This is a genomic window from Clostridioides sp. ES-W-0018-02, from assembly GCF_020658175.1.
Taxonomy (GTDB): domain Bacteria; phylum Bacillota; class Clostridia; order Peptostreptococcales; family Peptostreptococcaceae; genus Clostridioides.
In genome coordinates, this window is sequence record NZ_JACVVY010000001.1 from 270,958 (window position 1) to 297,540 (window position 26,583).

The 26,583-nt window shown below is 27.6% G+C and carries 28 protein-coding genes and 2 riboswitches; of the genes, 19 read left to right on the forward strand and 9 right to left on the reverse strand.

The genetic code is table 11. The features are described from left to right. Positions 1 to 196: 196 nt before the first annotated feature. Together IC219_RS01315 and IC219_RS01320 are read left to right on the forward strand one after the other, a co-directional pair. Positions 197 to 565: a winged helix-turn-helix domain-containing protein gene (locus IC219_RS01315; protein WP_227831068.1), complete on the forward strand. Its 369-nt coding sequence runs from the start codon at positions 197 to 199 to the stop codon at positions 563 to 565. A gap of 2 nt (positions 566 to 567) precedes the next feature. Then, the gene (locus IC219_RS01320; protein ID WP_227433185.1) at positions 568 to 939 is read left to right on the forward strand and encodes a NifB/NifX family molybdenum-iron cluster-binding protein; all 372 of its coding nucleotides are present in this window, start codon (positions 568 to 570) and stop codon (positions 937 to 939) included. A gap of 138 nt (positions 940 to 1,077) precedes the next feature. Here IC219_RS01320 and IC219_RS01325 read toward each other — a convergent pair whose 3' ends face one another. Both IC219_RS01325 and IC219_RS01330 read right to left on the reverse strand, forming a co-directional pair. After that, positions 1,078 to 1,533, reverse strand: coding sequence for a hypothetical protein (locus IC219_RS01325; protein WP_227433186.1), 456 nt, complete (start codon positions 1,531 to 1,533; stop codon positions 1,078 to 1,080). Between the two features lie 38 nt (positions 1,534 to 1,571). After that, positions 1,572 to 2,837: an ArsB/NhaD family transporter gene (locus IC219_RS01330; RefSeq protein WP_227433187.1), complete on the reverse strand. Its 1,266-nt coding sequence runs from the start codon at positions 2,835 to 2,837 to the stop codon at positions 1,572 to 1,574. A 466-nt stretch (positions 2,838 to 3,303) separates the two neighbouring features. On the opposite strand from IC219_RS01330, the gene IC219_RS01335 reads away from it, so the two are divergent. Beyond that, positions 3,304 to 4,755, forward strand: a complete 1,452-nt coding sequence (locus IC219_RS01335) for an alanine/glycine:cation symporter family protein (protein ID WP_227823814.1) — start codon at positions 3,304 to 3,306, stop codon at positions 4,753 to 4,755. A gap of 211 nt (positions 4,756 to 4,966) precedes the next feature. Here the strand turns inward: IC219_RS01335 and IC219_RS01340 are convergent, their stop codons facing one another. From IC219_RS01340 to ribD, 5 genes are all read right to left on the reverse strand, one after another. Then, on the reverse strand, positions 4,967 to 5,395 hold the full coding sequence (locus IC219_RS01340) for a hypothetical protein (RefSeq protein WP_227433189.1): 429 nt from the start codon (positions 5,393 to 5,395) through the stop codon (positions 4,967 to 4,969). Between the two features lie 525 nt (positions 5,396 to 5,920). Next, positions 5,921 to 6,382 carry a 6,7-dimethyl-8-ribityllumazine synthase gene (gene ribE, locus IC219_RS01345; protein WP_227433190.1) on the reverse strand — a complete coding sequence of 154 codons (462 nt, stop codon included), beginning with the start codon at positions 6,380 to 6,382 and terminating at the stop codon, positions 5,921 to 5,923. Between the two features lie 106 nt (positions 6,383 to 6,488). Then, on the reverse strand, positions 6,489 to 7,682 hold the full coding sequence (locus tag IC219_RS01350) for a bifunctional 3,4-dihydroxy-2-butanone-4-phosphate synthase/GTP cyclohydrolase II (RefSeq protein WP_227433191.1): 1,194 nt from the start codon (positions 7,680 to 7,682) through the stop codon (positions 6,489 to 6,491). Between the two features lie 23 nt (positions 7,683 to 7,705). Further along, positions 7,706 to 8,371 (reverse strand): riboflavin synthase, encoded by a 666-nt coding sequence (locus tag IC219_RS01355; protein ID WP_227483245.1) that lies wholly within the window; start codon positions 8,369 to 8,371, stop codon positions 7,706 to 7,708. Between the two features lie 31 nt (positions 8,372 to 8,402). Then, complete coding sequence (gene ribD, locus IC219_RS01360; protein WP_227433193.1) at positions 8,403 to 9,515, reverse strand: bifunctional diaminohydroxyphosphoribosylaminopyrimidine deaminase/5-amino-6-(5-phosphoribosylamino)uracil reductase RibD; 1,113 nt, start codon at positions 9,513 to 9,515, stop codon at positions 8,403 to 8,405. Between the two features lie 137 nt (positions 9,516 to 9,652). Continuing rightward, positions 9,653 to 9,774: riboswitch (FMN riboswitch) on the reverse strand. A gap of 187 nt (positions 9,775 to 9,961) precedes the next feature. Here ribD and recQ point away from each other — a divergent pair. The 8 genes from recQ (at position 9,962) to IC219_RS01400 (ending at position 19,354) form a co-directional block, all read left to right on the forward strand. Beyond that, on the forward strand, positions 9,962 to 12,445 hold the full coding sequence (gene recQ / locus IC219_RS01365) for a DNA helicase RecQ (RefSeq protein ID WP_227483243.1): 2,484 nt from the start codon (positions 9,962 to 9,964) through the stop codon (positions 12,443 to 12,445). An 88-nt stretch (positions 12,446 to 12,533) separates the two neighbouring features. After that, positions 12,534 to 12,645: riboswitch (TPP riboswitch) on the forward strand. A 142-nt stretch (positions 12,646 to 12,787) separates the two neighbouring features. Continuing rightward, on the forward strand, positions 12,788 to 14,089 hold the full coding sequence (gene thiC / locus IC219_RS01370) for a phosphomethylpyrimidine synthase ThiC (RefSeq protein ID WP_227831067.1): 1,302 nt from the start codon (positions 12,788 to 12,790) through the stop codon (positions 14,087 to 14,089). Between the two features lie 48 nt (positions 14,090 to 14,137). After that, complete coding sequence (gene thiS / locus IC219_RS01375) at positions 14,138 to 14,332, forward strand: sulfur carrier protein ThiS (RefSeq protein WP_227433196.1); 195 nt, start codon at positions 14,138 to 14,140, stop codon at positions 14,330 to 14,332. Further along, positions 14,325 to 15,128 (forward strand): thiamine biosynthesis protein ThiF, encoded by an 804-nt coding sequence (gene thiF, locus IC219_RS01380; RefSeq protein ID WP_227483242.1) that lies wholly within the window; start codon positions 14,325 to 14,327, stop codon positions 15,126 to 15,128. Before thiS ends, thiF begins: the two co-directional genes overlap by 8 nt. 62 nt (positions 15,129 to 15,190) lie before the next feature. Further along, entirely contained in the window at positions 15,191 to 15,961 is a 771-nt protein-coding gene (locus IC219_RS01385) for a thiazole synthase (protein ID WP_227433198.1), read from the forward strand. Positions 15,962 to 15,977: 16 nt separating this feature from the next. Then, complete coding sequence (gene thiH / locus IC219_RS01390) at positions 15,978 to 17,081, forward strand: 2-iminoacetate synthase ThiH (protein ID WP_227433199.1); 1,104 nt, start codon at positions 15,978 to 15,980, stop codon at positions 17,079 to 17,081. Next, positions 17,082 to 17,780 (forward strand): thiamine phosphate synthase, encoded by a 699-nt coding sequence (locus tag IC219_RS01395; protein WP_227433200.1) that lies wholly within the window; start codon positions 17,082 to 17,084, stop codon positions 17,778 to 17,780. It begins immediately after the preceding gene. A gap of 179 nt (positions 17,781 to 17,959) precedes the next feature. Next, a complete protein-coding gene (locus IC219_RS01400) occupies positions 17,960 to 19,354 on the forward strand; it encodes a YfcC family protein (protein WP_227433201.1) in 1,395 nt (464 codons plus the stop codon). Between the two features lie 179 nt (positions 19,355 to 19,533). Here the strand turns inward: IC219_RS01400 and IC219_RS01405 are convergent, their stop codons facing one another. Together IC219_RS01405 and IC219_RS01410 are read right to left on the reverse strand one after the other, a co-directional pair. Next, a complete protein-coding gene (locus tag IC219_RS01405; RefSeq protein ID WP_227433202.1) occupies positions 19,534 to 20,043 on the reverse strand; it encodes an SdpI family protein in 510 nt (169 codons plus the stop codon). A gap of 9 nt (positions 20,044 to 20,052) precedes the next feature. After that, positions 20,053 to 20,313: an autorepressor SdpR family transcription factor gene (locus IC219_RS01410; protein WP_227433203.1), complete on the reverse strand. Its 261-nt coding sequence runs from the start codon at positions 20,311 to 20,313 to the stop codon at positions 20,053 to 20,055. A 277-nt stretch (positions 20,314 to 20,590) separates the two neighbouring features. Between IC219_RS01410 and IC219_RS01415 the strand changes: the two genes are divergently transcribed. The 8 genes from IC219_RS01415 (at position 20,591) to moaC (ending at position 26,553) form a co-directional block, all read left to right on the forward strand. After that, a complete protein-coding gene (locus IC219_RS01415; protein ID WP_227433204.1) occupies positions 20,591 to 21,958 on the forward strand; it encodes a GTP pyrophosphokinase family protein in 1,368 nt (455 codons plus the stop codon). A 75-nt stretch (positions 21,959 to 22,033) separates the two neighbouring features. Beyond that, the gene (locus IC219_RS01420; RefSeq protein WP_413927596.1) at positions 22,034 to 22,582 is read left to right on the forward strand and encodes a molybdenum cofactor guanylyltransferase; all 549 of its coding nucleotides are present in this window, start codon (positions 22,034 to 22,036) and stop codon (positions 22,580 to 22,582) included. A gap of 47 nt (positions 22,583 to 22,629) precedes the next feature. Continuing rightward, entirely contained in the window at positions 22,630 to 23,001 is a 372-nt protein-coding gene (locus tag IC219_RS01425) for a CoA-binding protein (protein ID WP_227433205.1), read from the forward strand. A gap of 163 nt (positions 23,002 to 23,164) precedes the next feature. After that, positions 23,165 to 23,503 (forward strand): heavy metal-binding domain-containing protein, encoded by a 339-nt coding sequence (locus IC219_RS01430; RefSeq protein WP_227433206.1) that lies wholly within the window; start codon positions 23,165 to 23,167, stop codon positions 23,501 to 23,503. Positions 23,504 to 23,691: 188 nt separating this feature from the next. Continuing rightward, positions 23,692 to 24,507: a selenium-dependent molybdenum cofactor biosynthesis protein YqeB gene (gene yqeB, locus IC219_RS01435; protein WP_227831066.1), complete on the forward strand. Its 816-nt coding sequence runs from the start codon at positions 23,692 to 23,694 to the stop codon at positions 24,505 to 24,507. Between the two features lie 62 nt (positions 24,508 to 24,569). Continuing rightward, positions 24,570 to 25,073, forward strand: a complete 504-nt coding sequence (locus IC219_RS01440; protein ID WP_227831065.1) for a MogA/MoaB family molybdenum cofactor biosynthesis protein — start codon at positions 24,570 to 24,572, stop codon at positions 25,071 to 25,073. Positions 25,074 to 25,119: 46 nt separating this feature from the next. Further along, the gene (moaA, locus tag IC219_RS01445; protein WP_227433209.1) at positions 25,120 to 26,079 is read left to right on the forward strand and encodes a GTP 3',8-cyclase MoaA; all 960 of its coding nucleotides are present in this window, start codon (positions 25,120 to 25,122) and stop codon (positions 26,077 to 26,079) included. Between the two features lie 3 nt (positions 26,080 to 26,082). After that, entirely contained in the window at positions 26,083 to 26,553 is a 471-nt protein-coding gene (moaC, locus tag IC219_RS01450; RefSeq protein WP_227433210.1) for a cyclic pyranopterin monophosphate synthase MoaC, read from the forward strand. Positions 26,554 to 26,583: the final 30 nt, after the last annotated feature.

Genomic DNA, 26,583 nt, shown 5'->3' on the forward strand with positions numbered 1-26,583 from the left:
ATTTTACTTCAAGATACATTAGAGATGTATCTCTGGGTATGTTTATTTTGATAGATTTAAATTGACAATTGAAATATATATAGAAACAATTAGAATTATTTATAATAAGTTCCAAAATTTCAAAATAATAGTTGAAAAATCTAATTAAGAGTACTATAATTTAATTAAGTAATTACTTAATCAAAAAGAGGTCTTTATGGAAAATTTGGTTAAAATATTTAAAGCATTGAGTGATGAAACTAGACTTAACATACTTATATTAGTATCTAAAAGAAATATCTGCCAAAAAGGAATTTCTAAATATTTAGGAATTTCAGATTCTGCTGTTTCACAACATATAAAAATATTAAAAGAAGTTGGCATAATAACAGGATATAAAGAAGGATACTATGTTTTATATCATATTAACAAAGAAGTGTTTAACATATGTATGAATTTTATAAATTCTATGTTAAGTAATTCTAGTGAAAGCTTTATAGATGTATTTGATATAAATACAATACATCTAGGATGCAGTAAAGAATGTAAATCTATGAAAAAATGTTGCAAGAGAAGGGAGAAATAATAATGAAAGTATGTATACCAGTAGAAGAAAATAAAGGATTAGATAGTAAACCATATGGTCATTTTGGTTCTGCACCAATCTTTGTTGTGTGTGACTTAGAAAGTGGAGAAGTTAAATCCTTAGACAATGGAGATTTAGGTCATGAACATGGGAAATGCCAACCAATAAAAGCATTATCAGGTACAGTTGTAGATGCAGTAGTAGTTGGAGGAATAGGGCAAGGTGCCATAGTTAAATTAAATAGTATGGGAATAAAAGTTTATAGAGCTGAAGCTGATACTATCAGTGGTAATTTGGACTTACTTAAAGATGGAAAATTAGTAGAATTTCCATCAAATCATACTTGTTCACATGATGGATGTGGGCATCATTAAAAACAAGATAGCTGATGAAGCATATGCTTCATCAGCTATTTTATCATTTTAACAAATAAGATTCTTTATATTTAGTATTAAAATTTTGAGGTTGTACAAAGTTTTTATATATAACCTTAAATTTATAAGTATCTTACTTTAGATTTTCTTTGTATGCTTTTCTATATAGTTAATATCATTTAATATATCGTTAAGTTCTTTATTGAGTGTTTTTAAATCATCTCCATCTACATTATAGTTTAAAAATAACTCTTCTACATTATCAATAATAGAATTGACTTTTCTAGTAACTTCAACAAAAGTTTTAAAGTTACTACTATTTTTAGCATTTAGAAATTTGTTTAAATCCTTTGATATAAATGATATTATTTCATATTCATCATTAAATAGACCTCTACCAATAGGATATGGTTCAATTCTTTGTAAAAAATATTGATCTTTAGCATTAATATTATAAGTATAAGATATTTCCCAGTTGTCTCCTAAATCAAACTTAATAAAATATAATGTACTACTTACTTTTGATATTTTTGTAGCTCCAAGTTGTCTTAAAAGAACTTCAATTGAATCTCCTTGAACAGTATTAATATTCATATATACACATCCCCTTTAATACTATTATACTATATTTTCTAAAATTTTATAATTAAATAAACAGTAGATATAATAATAGATATAATCATAAGTGGAAAACCTATCTTAAAATACTCTTTAAAAGATATAGGATGACCATGCTTATTGCCTATACCTGCTAGTACAACATTGGCAGAGGCTCCAATAAGTGTCCCATTACCTCCAAGACAAGCTCCAAGGGATGTTGCCCACCATAGTGGCATTACATCAATTCCTTCAGCTTGCATAGTCAAAATAAGTGGAATTAATGTTGCAACAAACGGAATATTATCTAAGAATGAAGAAACTATTGCTGATAACCATAATATTAATAACATTGTAAATACAATATGGCCCTCTGTAAGTCCAATCAATGCTTGAGCTAATTTATTTATTATACCCACTTCTACTAATCCACCAACTACTACAAATAATCCCATAAAGAATAAGATTGTAGACCATTCAATACCTGCCATAATTTCATCTACATCTTGTTTTCCTATAAGAAGCATTATAGATGCACCAGTTAATGCTACAACAGAAGAATCTATATGGATTGTGCTATGAAACATAAAACCAAAGAGTATAAATGCTATTAAAAGAAGACTTTTTATAAGTAAGGGTTTATCTTTAATAGATTTTTTTTCATCAAGCTTTAATATTACTTCTTTGGCTTTATCATCTACAACAAGTTCTTTTCCATAAATAAATTTAAAACATATTATTGTTATAATAAGTATTACTATAACAGCAGGTCCTAAATTTATTACAAAATCCATGAAACTAAGATTGGCAGCACTACCAATCATAATATTTGGAGGGTCACCTATAAGAGTAGATGTACCTCCGATATTTGAAGCTAAAATTTGTGTTATTAAAAATGGAACTGGATTAAGTCCTAGAATTTGTGTAATAACTATAGTCATTGGACCTATAAGTAAAACAGTAGTAACATTATCTAATACAGCAGATAAAATAGCTGTTATAATAGCAAAACAAATCATTATTCTCCATGGATCACCTTTAGCTTTTTTTGCAGTCCAAATAGCTATATATTCAAATAGTCCTGAGTTTTTAACAACAGCAACAAATAGCATCATACCAACCAATACTCCAATAGTATTGAAGTCTATATGGCTTAATCCTTCATCAAGTGTAAGTATATTGAATATTATCATTAATAGTGCACCACCAACCGCTGCTACAGATCTGTTTACCTTTTCTGTAATAATAGCTGCCATAACTATTAAAAATATACATATAGCTATTATTTGTTGAAATTCCATAATATAAGTACCTCCATTTGTATTCTTTTGTGTCTAATGCTAGTACTATATATAGTATTACTTTTTTCTAGTTTTTTCAATGGATGTATAAAAGTATATTATTTAACAAAGTTTTTAAAAAATTAACAGAATTTAGAGAAAATTTTTGTTATTTAAATAAATTTTAAAATCATATCATTACTTATAATATTAAACGACAAACGAAAAAATATACTTCAAAAGTATAATTTATTGTATTTGATAAGCAATATAAAGTATTAATTACATCTAAGTTATAAAATTAATAAAATAAAGTTGAATTCAAAGATAAAACTGCAATTTATTAAAGAAATTATTCATTTTAAACCTTGTAATTTAATTTTATAAATATTATAATTAAATTAATGAATTTTTCACAAGGAATTATGCATTTTTTTGATTTTAAGATTTATTGAGAAAACAATATTAACAGGGGGTAATTAATAAAATGGATTTTTTAAATGGTATTTTAACAGGCATTAACAATGCAGTAGTATTTGTAAACAATTACTTATGGTCTTATATTCTAATTATAATGTTAGTTGTAATTGGTATTTACTTTACTATTAAAACAAATTTTGTACAATTCAGATATTTTATAGAAATGTTTAGGCTTTTAGGTGATGGTGCAGCAAATAAAAATGCAAAAAAAGAAGGAAAAATATCTTCATTTCAAGCCTTTTGTATAAGTACATCTTCAAGAGTTGGTACTGGAAATATAGCAGGGATAGCAATTGCAGTAGTAGCAGGAGGTCCTGGTGCTGTATTTTGGATGTGGCTTATAGCTTTAATTGGTTCTGCTTCAAGTTTTGTGGAGAGTACATTGGCTCAAATTTATAAAGTTAAGAATGGACCAGCTTTTAGAGGTGGACCAGCTTATTATATGGAACAAGGTTTAAATAAAAGATGGATGGGTGTTTTATTTTCAATACTTATAACTATCTGTTATGGATTTGTATTCAATGCAGTTCAAGCAAATACTGTTTCATTGGCATTTAATAATGCATTTGGTATAAGTAAAATGGCTATGGGAATAGGTCTTGGAATTTTAACAGCAATAGTTATTTTTGGTGGTGTTCATAGAATAGCAAAAGTTTCAGAAATAATAGTTCCTGTATTTGCAGGATTATACATATTAGTTGCTTTAGCTATAGTTGTAATGAATATAACAGAAATACCAGGAGTTATATCATTAATAGTAGAAAGCGCATTTGATTTTAGAGGAATGGCAATTGGTACATTTATGGGAGTTGTAATGACTGGAGTAAAAAGAGGTTTATTTTCTAATGAAGCAGGAATGGGTAGTGCACCTAATGCTGCTGCAACAGCACATGTAACTCACCCTGTAAAACAAGGTTTAATCCAATCTCTAGGTGTTTTTACAGATACTATAATTATATGTAGTTGTACAGCATTCATGGTATTATTATATTCAGATTATGCTAGTAGTGGAGCAACAGGAATTGAATTAGCTCAAGAAGCTTTAACTCACCATATAGGTCCAATAGGAAATATTTTTATAGCAGTTTGTATATTCTTATTTGCATTTAGTTCTATAGTAGGAAATTATTACTATGGAGAATCAAATATGGAGTTTATGAGTGGAAGTAAAATTAAACTTAATGTATTTAGAGTTTTCGTTGTAGGTATGGTTTTATTTGGTTCTCTTACTCAAGTAGAAGTAGTCTGGAATTTAGCAGATTTATTTATGGCACTGATGGCTATAATAAACTTAATAGCAATAACTCTTTTAGGTAAGTACGCATTTATTGCTTTAAAAGACTATACAAGCCAAAAAAAATCTGGAATAAAAGACCCTGTATTTATTGCAGATGAAATAGAAGGACTAGAAAATGTATCAGAGTGGCACGCTGAATTATCTGATGAACGTTTAGGATAAAAAGTAGTATAAAAATTATAGAGTAATTTTGATAGATTAGAATGTATTTAATTTATGTGAATATAGTATTTTAGTTAACTTATATTACTGGAATTTTTAATTCCAGTAATATTTTTTTATATCAAGTATATTATATTTTATTAAGAGTTTTTAGTATTTTAATATAATTTAGTTATCATAAATAATATATTAAAACCTCTCTTTTTAAATACTACACAATTAAATCTTGTAAGTTATCTTCAAAGCTTTCTAAGTAATCACAAAATAATCTAAACTCTTCTATATTTTTGATTTCTTGTAAATTTCTTAAGTCTATCATCATGTTGCTATATTTATGCAACATAAAACTCATATCATATATTTCACATTTAACAAATCCTTCTTGATAGTTGTATTTATAAGGTTCATATTTTGAAAAATTTGATTCAAAGTATTTTATTTTAGCATAACATAATCTGTGTATATTGAATAAAAGAGCAAATATAGATTCTTTAACTGCAAACTTGTGTGTGAAGTATTTTACAGTGTGGTATTTATCGTGTTTAAATTCCCAAATTAAATCTTCATTCAAAGTAAGAGAATATTTTTTTATAAGATTACGTTTTTCTAGTGTTAAATCTTGTATTGAACTTGTTTTCATAATTCAGTCCCCCATAAATATTCAATAAACAACCATTAAATTATGGTGTTCATTTATAGTTTATTATTGCTTACTTAATTATATTGTATAATTAATCGAGAAAATAATAAAATAGATAATTAATATAACATTAATATATGCTATAAATAAAAACGATAGCTTTGATAGTAATATGTACAAATTTATGGTATTTTATATTTAGATTTATATTTGTAGTTATTTTAAGCTTTTAAAAGTATTTTTTATTATTAACTTATATTTCCTAGATTACAGGGAATTTAACACTAAAAATCTATCTTGTGTCCTTAAAAATTTACATAATGATTGTATATATTCTAATTTCAAAATATACGTGAATAGTGTTGGTATTTCTAATGAATATGAAGATATGGGTAAGGTTGTTCAAATAGATAATTATCTTTAAAATTATTAAGTACCAAAAGACAAGTATGCTTTGCCATATTGGTACTTAATAGTATTTTATAGTCTCTATTTTAATTTCCACTATTTAATCAATAAAGGTATTTAATCTAGAACCTTAAATAGGTTTGCCATTTCTAGTGCATTCATAGCACAATCATATCCTTTATTTCCAGCTTTTGTGCCAGCTCTTTCAATAGCTTGTTCAATATTTTCTGTTGTTACTATTCCAAATATAACAGGTAATTCATTATCCAAAGATACTTTTGCAATGCCTTTAGATACTTCGCTACATACATAATCATAATGAGAAGTAGCACCTCTTATAACACATCCTAAACATATTATAGCATCATACTTACCACTCTTAGACATTTTTTGAGCAACGAGAGGAATCTCAAAAGCTCCAGGTACCCAAACCACTTCTATATTTTCCTGAGTAACATCGTGTCTTAAAAGGCAATCTTGAGCACCAGATAAAAGTTTTGATGTTATAAATTCATTAAAACGAGAGTTTATTATACCTATTTTTAAATCTTTTCCAATAAGTTTTCCTTCATATATCATTTTTATTTCCTCCAATTTTATTTAGGTTATAAATCTATATTTTTAGTATATATGCATATTATTGTAATAAAAATTACTTAGTAGAATAAAAATTAAATACCATTAGCTATATAATATCTAATAGATGTCCCATTTTATCCTTCTTAGTTTTCAGATATAATTTATTAAAATCATTAATTTCTTCATTAATAGGAACTCTATGTTCAATTTTTATTCCATATTTTTCTAATTGATTTATTTTGTCAGGATTATTACTTAAAAGGTTTATACTTTTTATATGTAAATTTTTTAATATCTGAGCAGCGATATAAAAATCTCTCATATCTTCTTCAAATCCAAGCATTAAATTCGCTTCAACAGTATCATAACCTTCTTCTTGAAGTTTATAAGCTTTAATTTTATTTAAAAGCCCAATACCTCTGCCTTCCTGTTTCATATAAATTAAAACACCACTTCCATTTTCTACAATTTTTTTCATAGAAGTTTCTAACTGTAGCCCACAATCACATTTTAAAGAATGAAATACATCACCTGTTAAACATTCAGAATGAAGTCTGACTAGTGTATTTTCTTCATTTACATTTCCATAAGTAAGGGCAATGTGTTCTTCATTTGAGTAAATATCTTTATATCCTATTATTTCAAAATTTCCATATTTTGTTGGAAGAAAAGCACTAGAAATTTTTTCTATAGTGGTTTCATTTCTTTTTCGATATTCTATCAAGTCTTTTATAGTAATTATTTTTAAATTATGTTTTTCTTTAAATATCATTAAATCATCAACTCTTGCCATTGTACCATCATCTTTCATTATTTCGCAGATAAGACCAATTTCTTTAAATCCTGCAAGTCTAGCAAGGTCTACAGAAGCTTCTGTGTGACCATCTCTAACTAGGACACCTCCAGTTTTTGCTATTAATGGAAATACATGTCCAGGTGTTTTAAAATCTTTACTTGTGGAACTTTCATTACAGAATAGTTTGACAGTTTCAGCTCTCTCATATGCAGATATACCTGTTAAAGTATCTATTCCATCTATAGTGACAGTAAATGCAGTTTGAAATGTGTCTGTATTTTCTTTAACCATAAGAGGTATATTTAGACTTTTAAATTTTTCTTCAGTAGCAGGAAGACAAATAAGGCCCCTACCATATGTAGCCATAAAGTTTATTGTCTCAGGTGTAGCCATTTCAGCTGCCATCAATAAATCTCCTTCATTTTCTCTGCTTTCATCATCAACTACGATTACCATTTTTCCATTTTTGATATCATTAATAGCTTCTTTAATAGTGTTAAACATGTAATTCACTCCTTTTATTATTTTTAAAAACCATTTTTAAATAAAAATTCTTTATCTATATTTGATTTATAGTTACTACTATTAGAATTTAATTCCTTGTAGTTTTTTACAAGAAAATTATTAACATACTTTCCAATTACATCACTTTCTAAATTGACAAAGTCTCCAATATTCTTTGTCAAGAGAGTAGTGTTAAATTTAGTATGAGGTATAACCGAAACCTTAAATATCTCATCATCTAAATAAGCTATAGTTAGACTTACACCATCAATAGCAACAGAACCTTTGTGTATCATTGTTGATAAAAGTTCTTTGGACGGTTGTATGCTTATTAAAACTGCATTTTCATCTTTTTCAAATTTACAAATAGTACCTTTACTATCAACATGACCTGTTACTAGGTGTCCACCAAATCTAGAAGAAAGACTCATAGCTCTTTCAAGATTTACTTCATCACTTGGATTTAATGAACTTAAATTTGTGGAACGGACTGTTTCCATCATGACATCAGCAGTAAATTCATTTTTACCTAAACTTGAAACAGTTAAGCAAACTCCATTTACAGCAATACTATCTCCAAGATTTGTACCATCTAGTATTTTATTTGATTGTATGGTGACTTTTCCACTTTTGCCATTAGCAGTAATTTTTCTAAGTATTCCAACTTCTTCTACTATGCCAGTAAACATTTTAACCTCCTAGACGTGTATATTTATAAATTTAATTTAAAACATCAGACTCTACCAAAATATCGCCATCTATTAAAGTTACATTCTTAATTTCTAATTGTATAGCATCTGATAAGTAATCTATTCCATCTCCAGAAACGAAAGTAGGAGCATCTTTTCCACCTATAATTTTAGGTGATAAAAACAATTTGACTTTATCAACTAAATTGTTTCTAAATAGACTGTCATTAAGTGTAGCACCACCTTCAACTAAAACAGAATCAATTTTTAATTCTCCTAATTTATACATTACAAATTCTAAATCTACCATATTATTTTTTTTAGGAGAAAGTACTACTTCAATATTATTTTTTCTTAGAACTAATGATTTTTCACTATCTTCACAACACGTAAAAACTATAGTTTTATTGTTTTTATCTTTAACTAATTTGCTATCAACTGGCAATTTTAAGTTTGTGTCTATTATTATTCTTACAGGGTGAGATACATTTTCTTGGTTAAGCCTGCAAGTTAGCAATGGATTATCATTTAAAACTGTGTTTATCCCAACCATTATACCTTGATATTTATTTCTATACTTATGAGTTAGATATCTTGATGATTCATTAGATATCCATTTTGATTCTAGCGATTTTGTGGCAATCTTGCCATCTAAACTTACTGCTGATTTTACAATACAAAGAGGTTTTTTTGTTTTTATATAGTAAAAAAATATTTCATTTAATTGTTTTGCTTCTTTTTCTAATATACCTACAGTAACATCAATGTTATTGTCTCTTAGTTTTTTTACTCCATTACCACAAACGATTGGATTTGGGTCTAATGTAGATATTACGACTCTCTTAATCTTATTTTGAATAATTTTATCTACACAAGGAGGTGTTTTGCCATAATGAGAACAGGGTTCTAAATTTACATAAAGGGTAGTGTCTTTTAAACTTTGATTAGCACTATTTATAGCATTTATTTCAGCGTGATTAGAGCCAAATCTCTCATGATATCCTTTACCTATTATGTCATCATCTTTAACGATTACACATCCCACTAATGGATTTGGATTTACAAAACCTTCTCCATTTTTGGCTAATTCAATAGCTTTTTTCATATAATAAATATCTTTCTCTTTTTGACTTATAAATTTCACAATATTTACACCTCCTATTTAAACTTAGATAATTTTCAAACAAAAAACCCCGAGAATTAACTCGGGGTTTAGAATAATCTACAATAAATATTGTATAAATGTATAGCAAAACGGCTCTACAAAAACACTTATTTAGCATATATCTTCTTCCATCCAGACTTTACTGTCGGCTTTGGAATTTAACCAAATCAACCAAGTTTTAACTCAGCTCGCGGGCTATACCGCCGATTGGGAATTTCACCCTACCCCGAAGATTAAGTATTAAATTTATATTTAGAATGTATCATAAATTATTTTACTTTGCAAACTATTTTTTTAAAAATATATGTTAATATATAATATATAACAGCTAGAAACTTTGGAATAATGCGATTGTGAATATAAAAATAAAAATTTGAACATAATCAGAAAAGAAGTTTAATTAATTTGAATTGGGAGAGAAATATATGAATAAAAAACCTTTAGAAATATTATCAAAATACTATGGATATACAAGTTTTAGAAAAGGCCAAGAGTCCATAATAAATTCTATTTTGAATAAAAAAGATGTATTAGCTATAATGCCAACTGGAGGAGGAAAATCTATATGTTATCAACTTCCAGCATTGATATTAGATGGGATGACAGTAGTGATTTCACCACTTATATCTCTTATGAAAGACCAAGTAGATGCTTTAAAAGCCATGGGAATCAATGCTGCTTTTATAAATAGTTCATTGGGAAACAAAGAATTTAATGAAATATTAAGTAATATTAGAAAAAATACTTATAAAATACTTTATATTGCTCCAGAAAGATTAGATACCCAAGAATTTCTTGAACTAATAAATAATAATGACATAAGTCAAATTGCAATAGATGAAGCACATTGTGTATCTCAATGGGGACATGATTTTAGACTGAGTTATAGAAGGATTTCTACGTTTATCAATAGTTTGTCTAAAAGACCTATAGTCACAGCCTTTACAGCTACTGCATCAGAAGAGGTAAGAGCTGATATAATAAATTTATTGTGTTTAGAGAGTCCAGATTGTTACATAACAGGGTTTGATAGAGAAAATCTAGCAATAAATATAGTGAAATCATCTAGTAAAAATAAATATATTTTGGACTATATTCAAAATCATAAAAATGAGTCTGGAATTATATATACAGCTACTAGAAAAGAAGTTGAAAATATTTATAATGGCTTGGCAAAGAGAAATATATCTGTATCAAAATACCATGCAGGTTTATCTAAAAATGAAAGAAATAAGAATCAAGAAGATTTTATAAATGATAATATAGATATAATGATAGCAACAAATGCATTTGGGATGGGTATTGATAAGCCCAATATAAGATGGGTTATACACTACAATATGCCTCAAAGTGTAGAAAATTACTACCAAGAAATAGGGAGAGCTGGTAGGGATGGAGAAAAAAGTGAATGTATACTTTTATTTTCTCCAGGAGATGTACATATACAAAAATATTTAATAGATATTGGTGTTGAAAATCCTGAAAGAAAATTATTTCAACATAAAAAACTTCAGCATATGATTGATTTAGTTTATAGTAATTCATGCTATAGGAGGACAATATTAAATTACTTTGGAGAAAATTATATAGAAAACTGTAATAACTGTAGTAATTGTTTAGTTGAAGGAGAAATAGTGGATAAAACTATAGATGCTCAAAAAGTTATTTCATGTGTAGCTAGAATGAAAAGAAGTTATGGTGTTACTACTATTGTAGATGTACTTAGAGGGTCTAAAAACAAAAAAATTTTACAACTTGGTTTAGATACTTTGTCTACATATAATATTATGAGAGATTATTCAAGTGAAGACTTGAAGAATTTTATAAATACATTAGTTTCTCATGGTTTTTTAGATTTAGTCGAAACTTTAGGTAGCGGAAACAGAGGAAGTTACCCAACTATAAGATTAAATGATATGTCTATGAAAGTTTTGAAGGGCGAGGTAAAGGTAGAATTTAAGGAAATTGTAATGACAAAATCTCTAGAAATAGAAGATGAATTATATAGTGCTTTAAGAGAATTAAGACACTTAATTGCAAGTGAAGAAAGAATAGCTCCATATATGGTTTTTGGAGATGGAACACTTAGAGCTATGTCTAGTAGTTATCCAGTCAATAAAGAAGAAATGCTAAATATATCTGGAGTAGGAGAAATTAAATATCAAAAATATGGTGAAGATTTTGAAACACTAATCAAAGAATATGTCGAAAAAAACAATATAGATAAAAAAGACAAAGAAAAAAATGTCGATTTAATGAATGTCAATAGTGAATTTCTTGAAGTTAATACAGATAAAGCTTTATATGAAAGGCTAATAAATATTAGAGAAGAATATGCTAAAAAAGAAAAATTACTTCCATACATGATTTTAACTAATAAGGCTTTGAAAGAAATAAGTGGAAGATATCCTATTGATAAAGAACAATTAAAGGATATTTCTGGTATAGGTGAAGTAAAAATTGAAAAGTATGGGGCTAGTATTTTAGATGAAGTTAAACATTATGTAAAAGAAAATAGTATTGATGTTACTTGGGAGAAAAAGAAAAAAAGAAAATTGATACTAGATGGAGAAAGCAGAAAAAACAATGAAATAGCACTAGATTTGTTAAATCAAGGTAAGGATATACAAAGTGTAAGTCAAGAAATAGAAGTCTCCCTATCTACAGTTATTGGATATGTATATGATTATTTAAAAGATGGGCAAAGTATATCATTTACATTAGATTTAGAAAATTTTTATAGTGAAGATGAAAGGAAGATGATTTTAGAAGTATGTGAAGAAGTAGGTTATGAAAATTTAAATAACATAAAAAGAAAACTTCCAGATTCAATAAAGTATGAAAATATAAGGGCTGTTATACTTAAATCTTATCTTGAAAATTCGAAAAAAGGTGCATCATTGGAGTAAAGTTAGCTGGATTAAAATATAAAATTTGTATTATTATGTTGAACTAATATTTTTGCTGTGTTATACTGAATTTGTAAAAATGATAAAAATTTAGAGCTAGGGGCGCTAGAATTGGCTAGCTGAGAGATAAAGCCGTAACTTACAAACCCTAATAACCTGATCAAGATAATGCTTGCGAAGGGAAGCTTTGTAATATAATTTTGTTATATAAATAGATAAATTATTCTGCATAGTGAGAAATTTGTCTAAGTGTATATATGATTATAAGAGTGCTTTCCAAAACAAGGAAAAGCACTTTTTTTATTGTTAAAAACTATAACTTTAATCTTGGAGGAATGTAATATGAATTATACAACGCAAATGGATGCTGCTAGAAAAGGCATAATAACTAAAGAAATGGAAATCGTTTCTCAAAAGGAACAAGTAGATGTAAATGAATTAAGAGAATTAATAGCAAAGGGACAAGTTGTTATACCTGCTAACAAAAATCATAAATCCTTAAGTGCAGAAGGTGTAGGTAAAAATTTAAGAACAAAGATAAATGTAAACTTAGGAATTTCAAGAGATTGTAAGAATATAGAAAATGAACTTGAAAAAGTTAAAGTGGCAATAGACATGAAAGCTGAAGCAATAATGGATTTGAGTAACTATGGAAAAACTAGAGAATTTAGAGAAAAAGTTGTTGAAATGTCACCTGCAATGATAGGTTCGGTTCCTATGTATGATGCAGTAGGGTATTTAGAAAAAGAACTAAAGGATATAACAGAAGAAGAATTTTTAAATGTAATAAGACAACATGCTATTGACGGAGTTGATTTTATTACTATACATGCTGGTCTTACTAGAAGTGTTTGTCAAAAGATAAAAAATCATGAAAGATTAACTCATATAGTATCTCGTGGAGGTTCACTATTATTTGCTTGGATGGAGTTAAATAATAAAGAAAATCCTATTTATACTAATTTTGATAAGATTTTAGATATATGTGAAGAGTATGATGTTACATTAAGTTTGGGGGATGCATGTAGACCTGGTTGTATAAAAGATTCTACAGATGGAGTTCAGATTCAAGAACTTGTAGTATTAGGAGAGCTTACTAAAAAAGCATGGGAAAGAAATGTACAAGTCATGATAGAAGGACCTGGTCATATGGCTATTGATGAAATAGAAGCAAATGTAGTGTTAGAAAAAAGACTATGTCATGGAGCACCTTTTTATGTTCTTGGTCCATTGGTTACAGATATAGCCCCAGGTTATGACCATATAACTAGTGCAATAGGAGGAGCATTAGCATGTGCTAAAGGAGTAGACTTCTTATGCTATGTAACTCCAGCAGAACATTTAAGATTACCTAATTTAGATGATATGAAAGAAGGGATAATAGCTGCTAAAATAGCTGCTCATGCAGGAGATATAGCTAAGAATGTTAAAGGAGCTCGTGAATGGGATAACAAAATGAGTAAAGCTAGAGCAGATTTAGATTGGTGTGAAATGTTTAGACTTGCAATAGACCCTGAAAAAGCTAAAAGATATAGAGATGAGTCAACTCCGACTCATGAAGATAGTTGTACTATGTGTGGAAAAATGTGTTCAATGAGAACAGTTAAAAAAATATTAAACAATGAGGAACTTAATTTAATATAATTTGTGCAGAGCATTAGTTGAATAAAGTCAAAATGAGGAGGTGATTTAGTGAAGGTTAATGGAAAGAATGTTGAATTCAAAGAAAACTTAACTGTTATAGATTTGTTGAATAAATATAATTTGAAGAGCGATAGAGTTGTAGTTGAGATAAATCTAGAAATAATTGAAGAATCCAATTACAATACATATATATTAAAGGATGAAGATGTTGTAGAACTTATTAGCTTTATTGGAGGTGGTTAAAATAAAAATATTTGTAAATGAAGTATTAACAGATGTTGAAAAAAATACAACTGCCTATAAAGTTAGAGATAAATATAATCATAAATGTGATGTATTGGTGTTGAATGGATATCCAATTAAAGCTGACATTCCACTTTCTGAAAATGATAAATTAACACTTATACAAAAAGGGGTTAAACCTTCTTTTGATGAGTTAGAAAGCTTGTTGATAGCTAGACATACTCCAAATGTGCATAATAAATTAAAAAAAGGAAGAGTTGCTATATTGGGACTAGGTGGACTTGGGTCTAATATAGCTATCTCTTTAGCTCGAATTGGAGTTGGAGAACTTCTACTTATAGATTATGATGTTGTGGAGCCATCTAACTTAAATAGACAGCAATACTTTATAGATGATATAGGAAAACTAAAAACAGATGCTATGGTTGAAAATATAACAAAAATTAATCCATTTATAAAATTAAAAAAGCAAAATATTTTTTTAAATAAATATAATATGGATATACTTAAAGAGGCAGATTTGATAATTGAAGCTTTTGATGATGCTTCATGTAAAGCACAAGTTTGTAATTATATCTTAATAAATTTGAAAGATAAATATTTGATAGCATCATCAGGTATGGCAGGTTACTATGATTCAAATATAATAACTACTAAGAAAATAAGAGATAGATTTTATATATGTGGAGATTTTGTAAATGAAGCTAAAATTGGAGAGGGACTTATGGCTCCAAGAGTTGCTATTTGTGCAAATCATATGGCAAATTTGGCAACAAAAATACTTATAGATATATAAATACGTGAATCAGAAAATAAAAAGATTGAAAATTGAAAAAAATAAGATGGGGAGGAAAGAAAATGGATAAATTAGTACTTGGAGGACATGAATTCAATAGCAGATTATTGGTTGGAACAGGTAAATATGGCTCAAATGATATATTGCCTAAAGTAATCAAAGAAAGTGGAAGCGAAATAATAACAATGGCACTTAGAAGAGTAGATTTAGATAATAAACAAGAAAATATCTTAACATATATTCCAAAAGAAATGACTATACTTCCAAACACGTCAGGAGCTACTAATGCAGAAGAAGCTGTAAGAATAGCTAGAATATCTAGAAAAATGGGTTGTGGAGACTTTATAAAAATAGAAGTAATATCAGATACTAGATACTTACTTCCTGATAATGAAGAAACTATAAAAGCTACAAAAATACTTGCTGATGAAGGATTTATAGTACTTCCATATATGACACCAGACCTTTATGCTGGAAGAAGACTTATAGAAGCTAAAGCAGCAGCAGTTATGCCTCTTGGTGCTCCAATTGGTTCAAATAGAGGTCTTCAAATGAAAGAAATGATAAAAATAATGATAGATGAATTAGATATACCAATAATAGTTGATGCAGGTATTGGTAAACCATCTCAAGCTATGGAAGCTATGGAAATGGGAGCTGATGCAGTGCTTGTTAATACTGCTATAGCTTCAGCAGGTGACCCTGTGCAAATGGCTAGAGCATTTAAGTTAGCTGTAGAAGGTGGACGAGAAGCTTATATAGCAAAAACAGGAAGTGTATCAGAATTTGCAAATGCATCTTCTCCTTTAACAGGTTTTTTAGGCAATTTATAGAAAGTGGTGATTGATGATGAGTTTTTATGAGGTAATAGAAAAATATAGGGATTTTGATTTTGATGGATATTTAAATAATGTTACAGACAATGATGTTTTAAGAAGTTTATCAAAAGACAAACTTGAGGATTTTGATATATTAAATTTACTTTCTAAAACTGCTGTAAAACATTTAGAAGCTATGGCACAAAAAGCACATAAATTAAGTGTTCAATATTTTGGAAAGACAGTCTGCCTATATACACCAATGTACATAGCAAATTACTGTGTAAATCAATGTGTTTATTGTAGTTACAATATAAAAAGTGGAATAAAAAGAAAAAAACTAACTATGGATGAAATTAGAGAGGAAGGAAATGAAATTTCAAAAGAGGGTTTCAAACATCTACTTGTTTTAACTGGTGAAAGTAGTTTTCATTCAAGTGTAGAATATATAGGTGAAGCTATAGAAATATTAAGAGATAAATTTCCATCTATAGGAATTGAAGTATATCCAATGGAAATAGATGAATATAAGTATATTGTAAACAAAGGTGTTGAAGGTCTAACTGTATACCAAGAAACTTATGATGAGAAAATATATAAAAGAGTTCATTTAAAAGGGCCAAAATCAAATTATAAATTTAGATTAGATGCTCCTGAAAGAGGAGCAAAGGCAGGTATGAGAACTCTATCAATAGGAGCACTTTTAGGATTAAATGATTTTAGAAAAGAGACCTTCTTTACAATATTGCATGGGAAATATCTAAAAACAAAATATCCTCATATTGAGCTTTCATATTCAACACCAAGAATGAGACCATTCAAAGGTTGTTTTGAAGAATTAGTAGATATAAGCGACACTGATTTAGTTCAAGCGATGGTTTGTATGAGGCTGTTTGACCCTCATGCAGCTTTAAATATATCTACTAGAGAAAATTTGGAAATGAGAAGTCATATAGTACCTTTAGGAGTAACTAAATTAAGTGCAGGTGTATCTACAGATGTAGGAGGGCATTCTCAAGATGAACATGATACTGCTCAATTCAAAATAAATGATGAAAGTACTGTTGAAGATATAGAGAAAATGCTAAATTCAATTGGTTATCAACATGTATTTAAAGATTGGGAAAGATTTTAGATGTATTTGATAACAAATAGAAATTTATGTAGCGAGGAACGATACTTAGAGGTTATTAAAGAATCTATATTGAGTGGTGTAGAAAATATTATAATAAGAGAAAAAGATTTAGAATATGAAGCATTAAAAGATTTATATATAAAGATAAAAAATAAAATTAAGTATATTAATTTTCAGGAAAAAATATTGGATGAAAGCTTGAAGAATAGTATAAAAAAGAAAGAGAATAATGATGGATTTAAAGTAAACTTTATAATAAATAGCAATATAGAATTTTTTGAAAAGACAGATTGTCAAGGTATTCATCTTCCATTTAAATTGTTTTTGAATTTACTGGGAAATAGATATAATTTCAATAAAAATAAGATACTGGGATTGTCATTACATAAAGTAGAAGAAGTAAAGTGTCTAGAAGAAATAATAAGAAAACTAAATATAAAAATAGATTACATAACATTATCACATATATATGAAACTAAGTGTAAAGAAAATTTATTGCCAAAAGGAATTGAACTTTTGAAGGAAGCTAAGAAAATTACTGATATTAAGACCGTTGCACTTGGAGGAATCCTACCATCTAATGTCAAGGAAACATTAAAATACTGTGATGATTTTGCTGTAATGTCAACTATAATGAAATCTAAAAATATTGAAGAAACAATATCAAATTATAATGAAAAAATTCAATTAGTAAAATAGAAAGTAAAGTATTTAAATTGAATAAAAATAAAAAAAGCTATCTTTTAAAATCTAAAAGAGAGCTTTTTTATTTTGTATCTTTGCTAATAAAAAATTGTAAAAAGGGAAAACTTTAGTCAGAGAGATTAAAAAGTATCCTATATAGATTCAAAATTTAGTAAAGTATGGAGGACATTATAATGATTGACAGTAAGAAGAAACGATTTATTATACCACACACTTTTACAATTATATTCTTGCTAATAGTATTAATGGCAATATTAACTTGGATAGTACCAAGTGGTGAATTTAGTAGAGAAGATGTAGAAGGTAGGATGGTTGTTGTACCAGGGACTTATCAAAGTGTAGAAAGTAATCCTCAAGGATTTACGGATGTTTTTAAAGCACCCATAGAAGGTTTTATTGATTCAGCAGAAGTTGTAGGATTTGTTTTAATAGTTGGAGGTGCTTTTGGTATTGTAAATAGAACTGGAGCTATAGAAGCAGGAATAGCATCAGTTATATCGAAGTTTAAAGGAAAAGAACTACTTATAATTCCAATATCAATGATTTTATTTGGTCTTGGAGGTACTACATTTGGGATGGCAGAAGAAACATTACCATTTTATATGATATTTGTTCCACTTATGACATCCTTAGGATATGATTCTCTAACCGCCATTGCGATTGTATTTATAGGAGCAGCGGCAGGAGCGGCTGCATCGACAATAAATCCATTCTCAGTTGGTATTGCACAAGCACTAGCTCAACTTGCTCCTGGTTCAGGAGTAGCATATAGAGTAGTGATTTTTATAGCATATATATTAATCAGTATAGCATTTGTTATGTATTATGCTAAAAAAGTTAAAGAAAACCCTGAAAGCTCAATAGTGTATGAGATAGATAAAAATAATAAATCAATACTTAATCATACTTCAACTGAAATAAAAGAGTTTACTTTTAAAGAAGTATCTGTTCTTGCTATATTTGGAATAGGAATGGCAATAATGATTTGGGGTGTTTTAAGTCAAGGATGGTATATTCCAGAGATATCAATGTGTTTTGCTGCGATAGGTGTACTTTCTGGATTAGTTGGTAGATTGTCACAAAGTGAAATTTCCGATAGTTTCATAGATGGAGCAAAAGATTTAGCATCAGCTGCCCTTGCAATAGCTTTAGCTCGTGGAATTGTAATAATTGCTCAAAATGGATTTATAATAGATACTATATTAAATTCTGCAGCAAGCTTTTTAGGTGGACTTCCAAAGGTTATATTTGTATATCTATCATTTTTCTTGGAAGCTGCGTTGGCATTTTTGATTCCATCATCTTCAGGACTTGCTTCACTTACAGTGCCTGTCCTTGCTCCTCTTGGTGATTTAGTTAATATATCAGCTCAAGTTATAGTAACTGCTTATCAATTTGGGGTAGGTCTTACAAACTTTATAACTCCAACATCTGGAGTACTAATGGGAGCACTTGCAGTAGCTCATATTCCTTTTTCAAAATGGGTAAAATTTATAATGCCTATATTACTGATTTTAACAGCTGTATCTTTAGTTTTTTTAACAATAGGTATATATATAGGTTTTTAATTGAAGAAAATTTAATTTAATATATTTAGAAATTATATAAAATACTAAAAATATGATTATTAATAAATTGCCACCATAAATGTCTTGGTGGCAATTTATTTTATAAACACTTCATTTCAATATTAAAATAAAGTATAGCTTTTTTTAAGAAGAGGTGGCTTTATTTTATTTACAACTATTTATTTAGGACTAGGAGCTCTAAATTTGTTTCTATAATGAAGTAATAAATATAATAATGGTATTGCAAACCATATGAACTGGCATGCTGTTGTGACTGTATCTGAATCAAAATAAAAACTCAATATAATCATTCCAATAGATATAACAAATGATAAATACGCAAAAATCTTACTTGCCTTTTTCCATATTTTTTCATCTCCAATGGCCCAAGCACATTTAGTATCTATGTTCTTATAAATTTGTAGCTTAGGTAATAAATTACCAAAATACATAATTATAATGGCATTTATTATAACTGATACTTTGTCGTTAATTTCATAAGAAAATATCTCATCTATACCTAGTAAAGGAATGATAAACCTTCCAACTGCGACTATTAAAAATAACATTTGTAACCTTCTTGCAGTTTTAACTTTAGGGTTATCTTTTGAAAAACCTAAAATTTCTGGTGCATTTACATAGTTTATAATTAATAATGCTATAAGTAATATTAAACCTATATTTTCCATAATAGCCTCCTATATCTTTTTAAAAATATCCAAGAAGTTTCCAAGTACTTCTTGAAGGACCGATAAATTAATAGAATAAATCAAAAATTGCCCCATTTTTTCTGAACTAATAAGTTCTGCATCTTTTAAAATATCTAAATGTTTAGATATTGCTGGTTTAGACATATTAAAATGACCTGCTATTTCTCCTGCATTCATATCTCTTTCATTAAGCAATTTTAAAATTTCTCTTCTAGTTTCATCACTTAATGCTTTAAATACTTTTACCATAATATCCTCCCTACTATAGATATAAATATTTAACTAATTAGTTAAATATTTATATCTATAGTATACTCGTATTAGGAAAAAAAATCCACTATTTTTATAACTTTATTATCACAAAATCTTTTAATTTTATCTGATATTTTAATTCTAATTTGAAATATATATGAAGGTTTTTGGAGAATACTTACTTATAATAGGAAAAAATGTTAAAATAAGAATGTAGTTAAATATAAAGAACTGAAATAGCTAACAGTTATTAAACATAGGAGTGTAAAAATTTATGGGATTAAAAGAATTTGATTTTATTGAAGAGTCTATAGAAATGTTGAGGGTAATGTCTCCAACTTTAGAAACTATATCAGATGAAATAGAAGAGTACTTTGAAAATATCTTGGACGAAAAAAATCAAGAGTATATAAATGTAACCTCTAGAATAAAATCAGAATCAAGTTTGAGGGAAAAGATAATTAGAAATAGATATTTAAAAAAATATGGGGAGGCAAGTAATCTTATTCATAATGTATCTGATTTAATAGGACTAAGAATTGAGTGTAGATTTATTGAGGATGAAAATAAGATATATAGGCTTTTAAGAAGATATTTTAATAAAACAGATGATAAAATAAACTATTATAATAAAGAAAATAAAAATATTAAATTAAAATTGTCTGAAAGACAACCTAATAAGCAAAAAAATGGATTTGAAATATATAAGATAGATGGAGTTTTTGCATATTTAGATAGAGAAGTAAAATTTGAACTTCAAATTAAATCTCTTGTAAATGTGTTTTGGAGTGAGATTGAACATAAAATAATTTATAAAAATAACACATATTTACTTGCTGATAAATTTATAAAGGATATGATGGACTCTATAAAGAATAATCTTACTATGATAGATAATCAGCTTTTGAGTATTTATAAAAACTTTCATTCAGGAAAGTCTTTTAACATGAAAGTAAGTAAAAAAGAAATTGAAAAACTCTTTGCAAAATTAGTGTATGATGCTTTTTCAGAAAAGATGAATAAAAGTATAGGTTTTGTTGTGGATTTTAAAAAGCCATGTGAAACTATATTAAGTTATTCTTTTAATAAACAAGATATAAGTGATGAAGTTTTAGGCAATTTTATGCTTGATGAGTTTGCAAGATTAAATGAAATTGTAAATAAAGATATAGATTTTAATGACCAAATAGAGTTTGAAAGAGAACCTACATTTGATGATAAGTTCTGTAATGATTTAGGAAATCATTTTAGAAGTAGACTAAATACAGAGTTTCCATGGAATTTATTTTTTAGGATACTATTTGAAATAGAACCATGTAATAACACTGAAGATTTTGAAAACTTTGTAGAGTTTATAAAGGAAAATGTATTGCTTGAAGAAAATAGAGAACAACTTTTAGGTCAATTTGAAGAAGATAGTAATTTTATAATTGAAGATATATATGATTGTATTTTTAATAGCATAAGTGAGGTTGATAGTGTTGAAATTTTATATAACTATAATCTTGAAAAAATCAATTTTACATCAAGTGAAATTATAAATTGTATATGTAGAGAATATGAGTGTTATAGTGAATATTTAGAAGAAAAAGAAAAACTTATGAATGCATTTAAAGAAAAAATTATTCAGATTTTTGAGTAGTCAATCAATGTTGAAATGGCGCAATAGCGCCATTTTTCAAATATAAATAAAAGTATTTTAAAGGAGGCGATTTGTATAGAAAAAACAGGTGTAATTTTAGCAGGAGGGAAAAGTTCTAGAATGGGTAAAGATAAAGCTTTTCTAGAATTACATGAAAAGCCTTTTATTGAAATTGCAATAGAAGTATTTAAAAATTTTGATGAGGTAATAATAGTATCTAACAATGAAGAATTATACTCAAAATATAACATTAAAGTTTATAATGATATAATAAAAAATGTTGGTCCAATAGGAGGAATATATACTGCTCTTAAACATGCAAAGTATGATATAGTTACAGTTGCATGTGATATGCCATATCTAAATAATGAAGTAGTCGAAAAAATAGCTGATGAAATGGATGATAAAAGTGTAATTTCAGTAACAAATGGAAAGTTACAACCATTGTGTTCTGGATACAAAAAGAGTATAATAAATAAAGTATCTTTATGTATAGGGAAAAATGATTTGAAGCTTAAAACTCTTATAGAAAAAATAGATAAAAGCTATATATACTTTGATAACGAAGATTTATTTTTAAATGTAAATACTATTGATGAGTATAAAAAATTGACTGAAGTTTAATTAGCTACGGTTGTAAAATAGAGTAGGATTTATATGGAGGAGAATTTATGAATTTACTTAAATGTGATTCTTGGGCAGTGATATTAAATAATAGTGACGAAGAAAGCAAAGCATATAAAATATTAGATGAACTTAAAAAGAATATGTACAAAGTTGTTGCTATAGATGAAGAGAAAAAGAATATTGAAGGTATAGATGTATATGAGTGTCTAAAAGATGTACCACACAATATTGATGTTGTAGCTATTATAGATAAGCAGTCTAAGATGGAGGCCATTTTAGAAGAGATAGAACTTTTAGACATACAAAATATCTGGTTTGAAAAAGGAAGCTTTAGTGAAATGATTATTAAAAAAATTAAGGATTTAAAATTGAATGTAGAATACAATTTAAGTTTATATGATGAGTTAACTAAGTAAATTTATATATAGAAAATTGATTAGGAACATAATTGGTTAACGAAATATCTTATTTTATAGTATAGATTTCCTAGATAAAGTATTAAATTACAAGATTTATTAAGAAGATTGCTATTTACATGATATAATATATTAAACAGGAATATAAAGGAGTTGATATATTATGTTAATAGTAACTACAGAAAAAGTAGAAGGAAAAAAAATAGCAGAAGTTTTAGGGCTAGTTAGAGGAAGTACGATAAGAGCAAAACATGTTGGAAAAGATATAGGAGCAAGCTTTAAGAATCTTGTTGGAGGAGAACTTACAGGATATAATGAAATGCTTACAGAAGCAAGACAAATTGCAATTGGTAGAATGGTTGAAGATGCAGAATCTAAAGGTGCAAATGCAATAATAGCATTTAGATTGTCTTCAGCTTCAGTTATGCAAGGAGCGGCAGAAATGCTTGCTTATGGAACAGCAGTTATTTTAGAGGATAACAATGATATATCTGAAAAATAAAATATAAGGAATTAGAAAGAGACATCTTTTATAAATTTTATGGATGTCTCTTTTTGTTTGAAAAATATCAGGTAAAAGTAATTTTTAACCATTATAATAATAAAATAAGATGATATTATATAAATAAGTAAAATTATATTATATAATATAAAGTATAGACTTTAAAATTTTTATTAGTAGGAGAAAATATGAACAATGTTATAATAGTTAGAGGAGCTGGAGATTTAGCAACAGCAGTTATACATAAGTTACATAACTGTGGTTTTAAAATAATTGCTTTAGAAGTTGAGACTCCTCTTGCAATAAGAAGGAAAGTTTCTTTTAGTGAGGCTATCTATGAAAAGAAAGTTTCTGTGGAAGGTGTTTATTGTGTGTATTGCAAAGATAAAGCAGAAATAAAAAAAGCTTTAAATAAAAGAAACGTGGCACTAATAATAGACCCAAAAGGTAAATATATAGATGAAATACGTCCTGTAGCAGTTATAGATTGTATACTTGCAAAAAAAAATATTGGAACAAATAAAGCGATGGCACCACTTACAATAGCCTTAGGTCCAGGATTTTGTGCAGGTAAAGATGTAGACATAGTTATTGAAACTATGAGAGGACATAATTTAGGAAAAGTGATAAGAAAAGGATATGCTTTAAAAAATACAGGAATACCAGGTGCTATATTGGGTATAACCAAAGAACGAGTTTTTTATTCTGAGAACGTTGGAATAATAGAAAATGTATGTAATATAGGGGATGTGGTTAAAAAAGGAGATATAATATGTTATATCACTGAAAAAAATGGAAATAAAATAGAAGTGAAAGCTTCTATAGATGGTGTTTTGAGAGGCTTATTGAGAAATGGTTCACAAATAGAAAAAGGATTAAAGATATTGGATATAGACCCTCGAATAGAAGAAGTAAAAAATTCATTTACGATATCAGATAAAGGACGTTGTATAGCAGGAGCAGTTTTAGAAGCATTATTATCAGAAGGAATATTACCAGAATAGGTTCTATTAAATAGATTTTTTATTTATAAAAGTTTAATTAATATATAAAGGGGTGAAACCATATGTTTAATGTAGCAATTATAACGCTTAGTGATAAGGGCTATGAAGGGAAAAGAGAAGACATAACAGGAAAAAAATTAACTGAATTTGTTGAAAATACAGGGAATTATAAAGTTATTGAATACATGTTGATAAAAGATGATAAGGAAATGTTAAAGGAAAATATTATAAAAATTTGTAACAGTAATAAAGTAGATTTAATTCTTACTAATGGAGGTACTGGATTTTCAAAGAGAGATATAACTCCAGAGGCTACTAAAGATGTTTTAGAAAGAGAGATACCAGGTCTCAGTGAATACATGAGAATGAAATCTACAGAAATTACTAAAAAAGCTATACTAAGTAGGGGTGTAAGTGGAATAAGGAATAATTCTATAATAATAAATTTACCTGGAAGTCCTAAAGGTGCAGTTGAAAATCTAAGTTTCATTATTGATGTCTTAGACCATGGCATAGAAATTTTAAGAGGAGAAGCCACAGAATGTGCCACTAATAACAAAAAATAGTATATAATTCAGATAGATAAAAAATAGACAAAGAGGTAGATAGAGTATGATTGATAAGTATGGAAGAAAAATAGACTACCTTCGTATTTCACTTACAGATAAGTGTAATTTAAGGTGTGTTTATTGTATGCCACCAGATGTTAAATTTGAAAAAAATTATATAAACGATAATCTAAGTTTTGAAGACTATAAATTCATTATAAAGGCTATGTCAGAACAAGGTATAAAAAAGGTTAGATTTACTGGAGGAGAACCTCTTTTATATCCCAATTTAAATGAACTTATAAGGTTTACAAGAGAAGAATGTGGAATAGAAAATATAGGAATGACAACTAATGCTCTTGGACTTTCTGATAGAATCTTTGAGCTTAAAGAATGTGGTCTGAATAAAGTAAATATAAGCTTAGATTCTTTAAAGGAATATAAATATAAATCTGTGACAAGAGGTGGCAATTTAAAAGAAGTATTAAAATCGATTGAGTCATGTTTAAATTTAGGTATAAAAGTAAAGGTAAATTGTGTTGCCATAAATGGATTTAACGATGATGAGCTTAAAGACTTTATGTTTTTAACAGTTAAATCACCAATTGATGTAAGATTTATTGAACTTATGCCATTAGGTGAAGCTAATAGAGTCTACAAAAAAGGATATTTTAATGTAAAAGAAATGGTTGAAAAAATATATGGTTTATATAAAGTTAAAAATGATGAAAAAAGTACAGCAGAATATTATAAGTTTAAAGGAGCAAAAGGAAGAATAGGAATTATAACTCCATTAAGTTGTTCATTTTGCAATACTTGTAATCGTATTAGACTTACCTCTAGTGGTGCAATAAAACTGTGTCTACATTCAAAAGAGGAAATAGATATAAAACCACTTTTACATAAACCATTGTTATTTAGAGAAACTATGAAAGATATAATAAAAGAAAAGCCAGAAAAACATCATTTAATAGAAAATAAATGTAGTGATACAAATAGACGTATGTATGAAATTGGAGGATAGGTAATGTTAACGCACATAAATGAAAAAGGGTATGCTAAAATGGTAGATATAAGTGAAAAAGATGATACAAAGAGAACTGCTATAGCAACAGCTACGATTACTCTTGGTAAAGAAGCTTTAGAAAAGGTAAAAAATGGACAAATAAAAAAGGGAGATGTATTATCTGTAGCTCAAGTTGCAGGGATAATGGGAGCTAAAAATACATCTTCAAATATACCAATGTGCCATCAAATTAAATTGGTTGGATGTGATTTGGAATTTGAGATAGATGATTCTATATCTGCTATTAGAATATATGCAACCTGTAAATCACTTGGTAAAACTGGTGTAGAAATGGAAGCATTAAATGCTTGTTCTTTAGCAGCACTTACAATTTATGATATGTGTAAAGCAGTTGATAAAAAGATGGTTATAAGCAATATACATCTTGTGGAGAAAACTGGTGGAAAATCAGGTGATTTTAAGTTTGAATAATTTAAGAATATATGGGTGAAAATTTGGAGG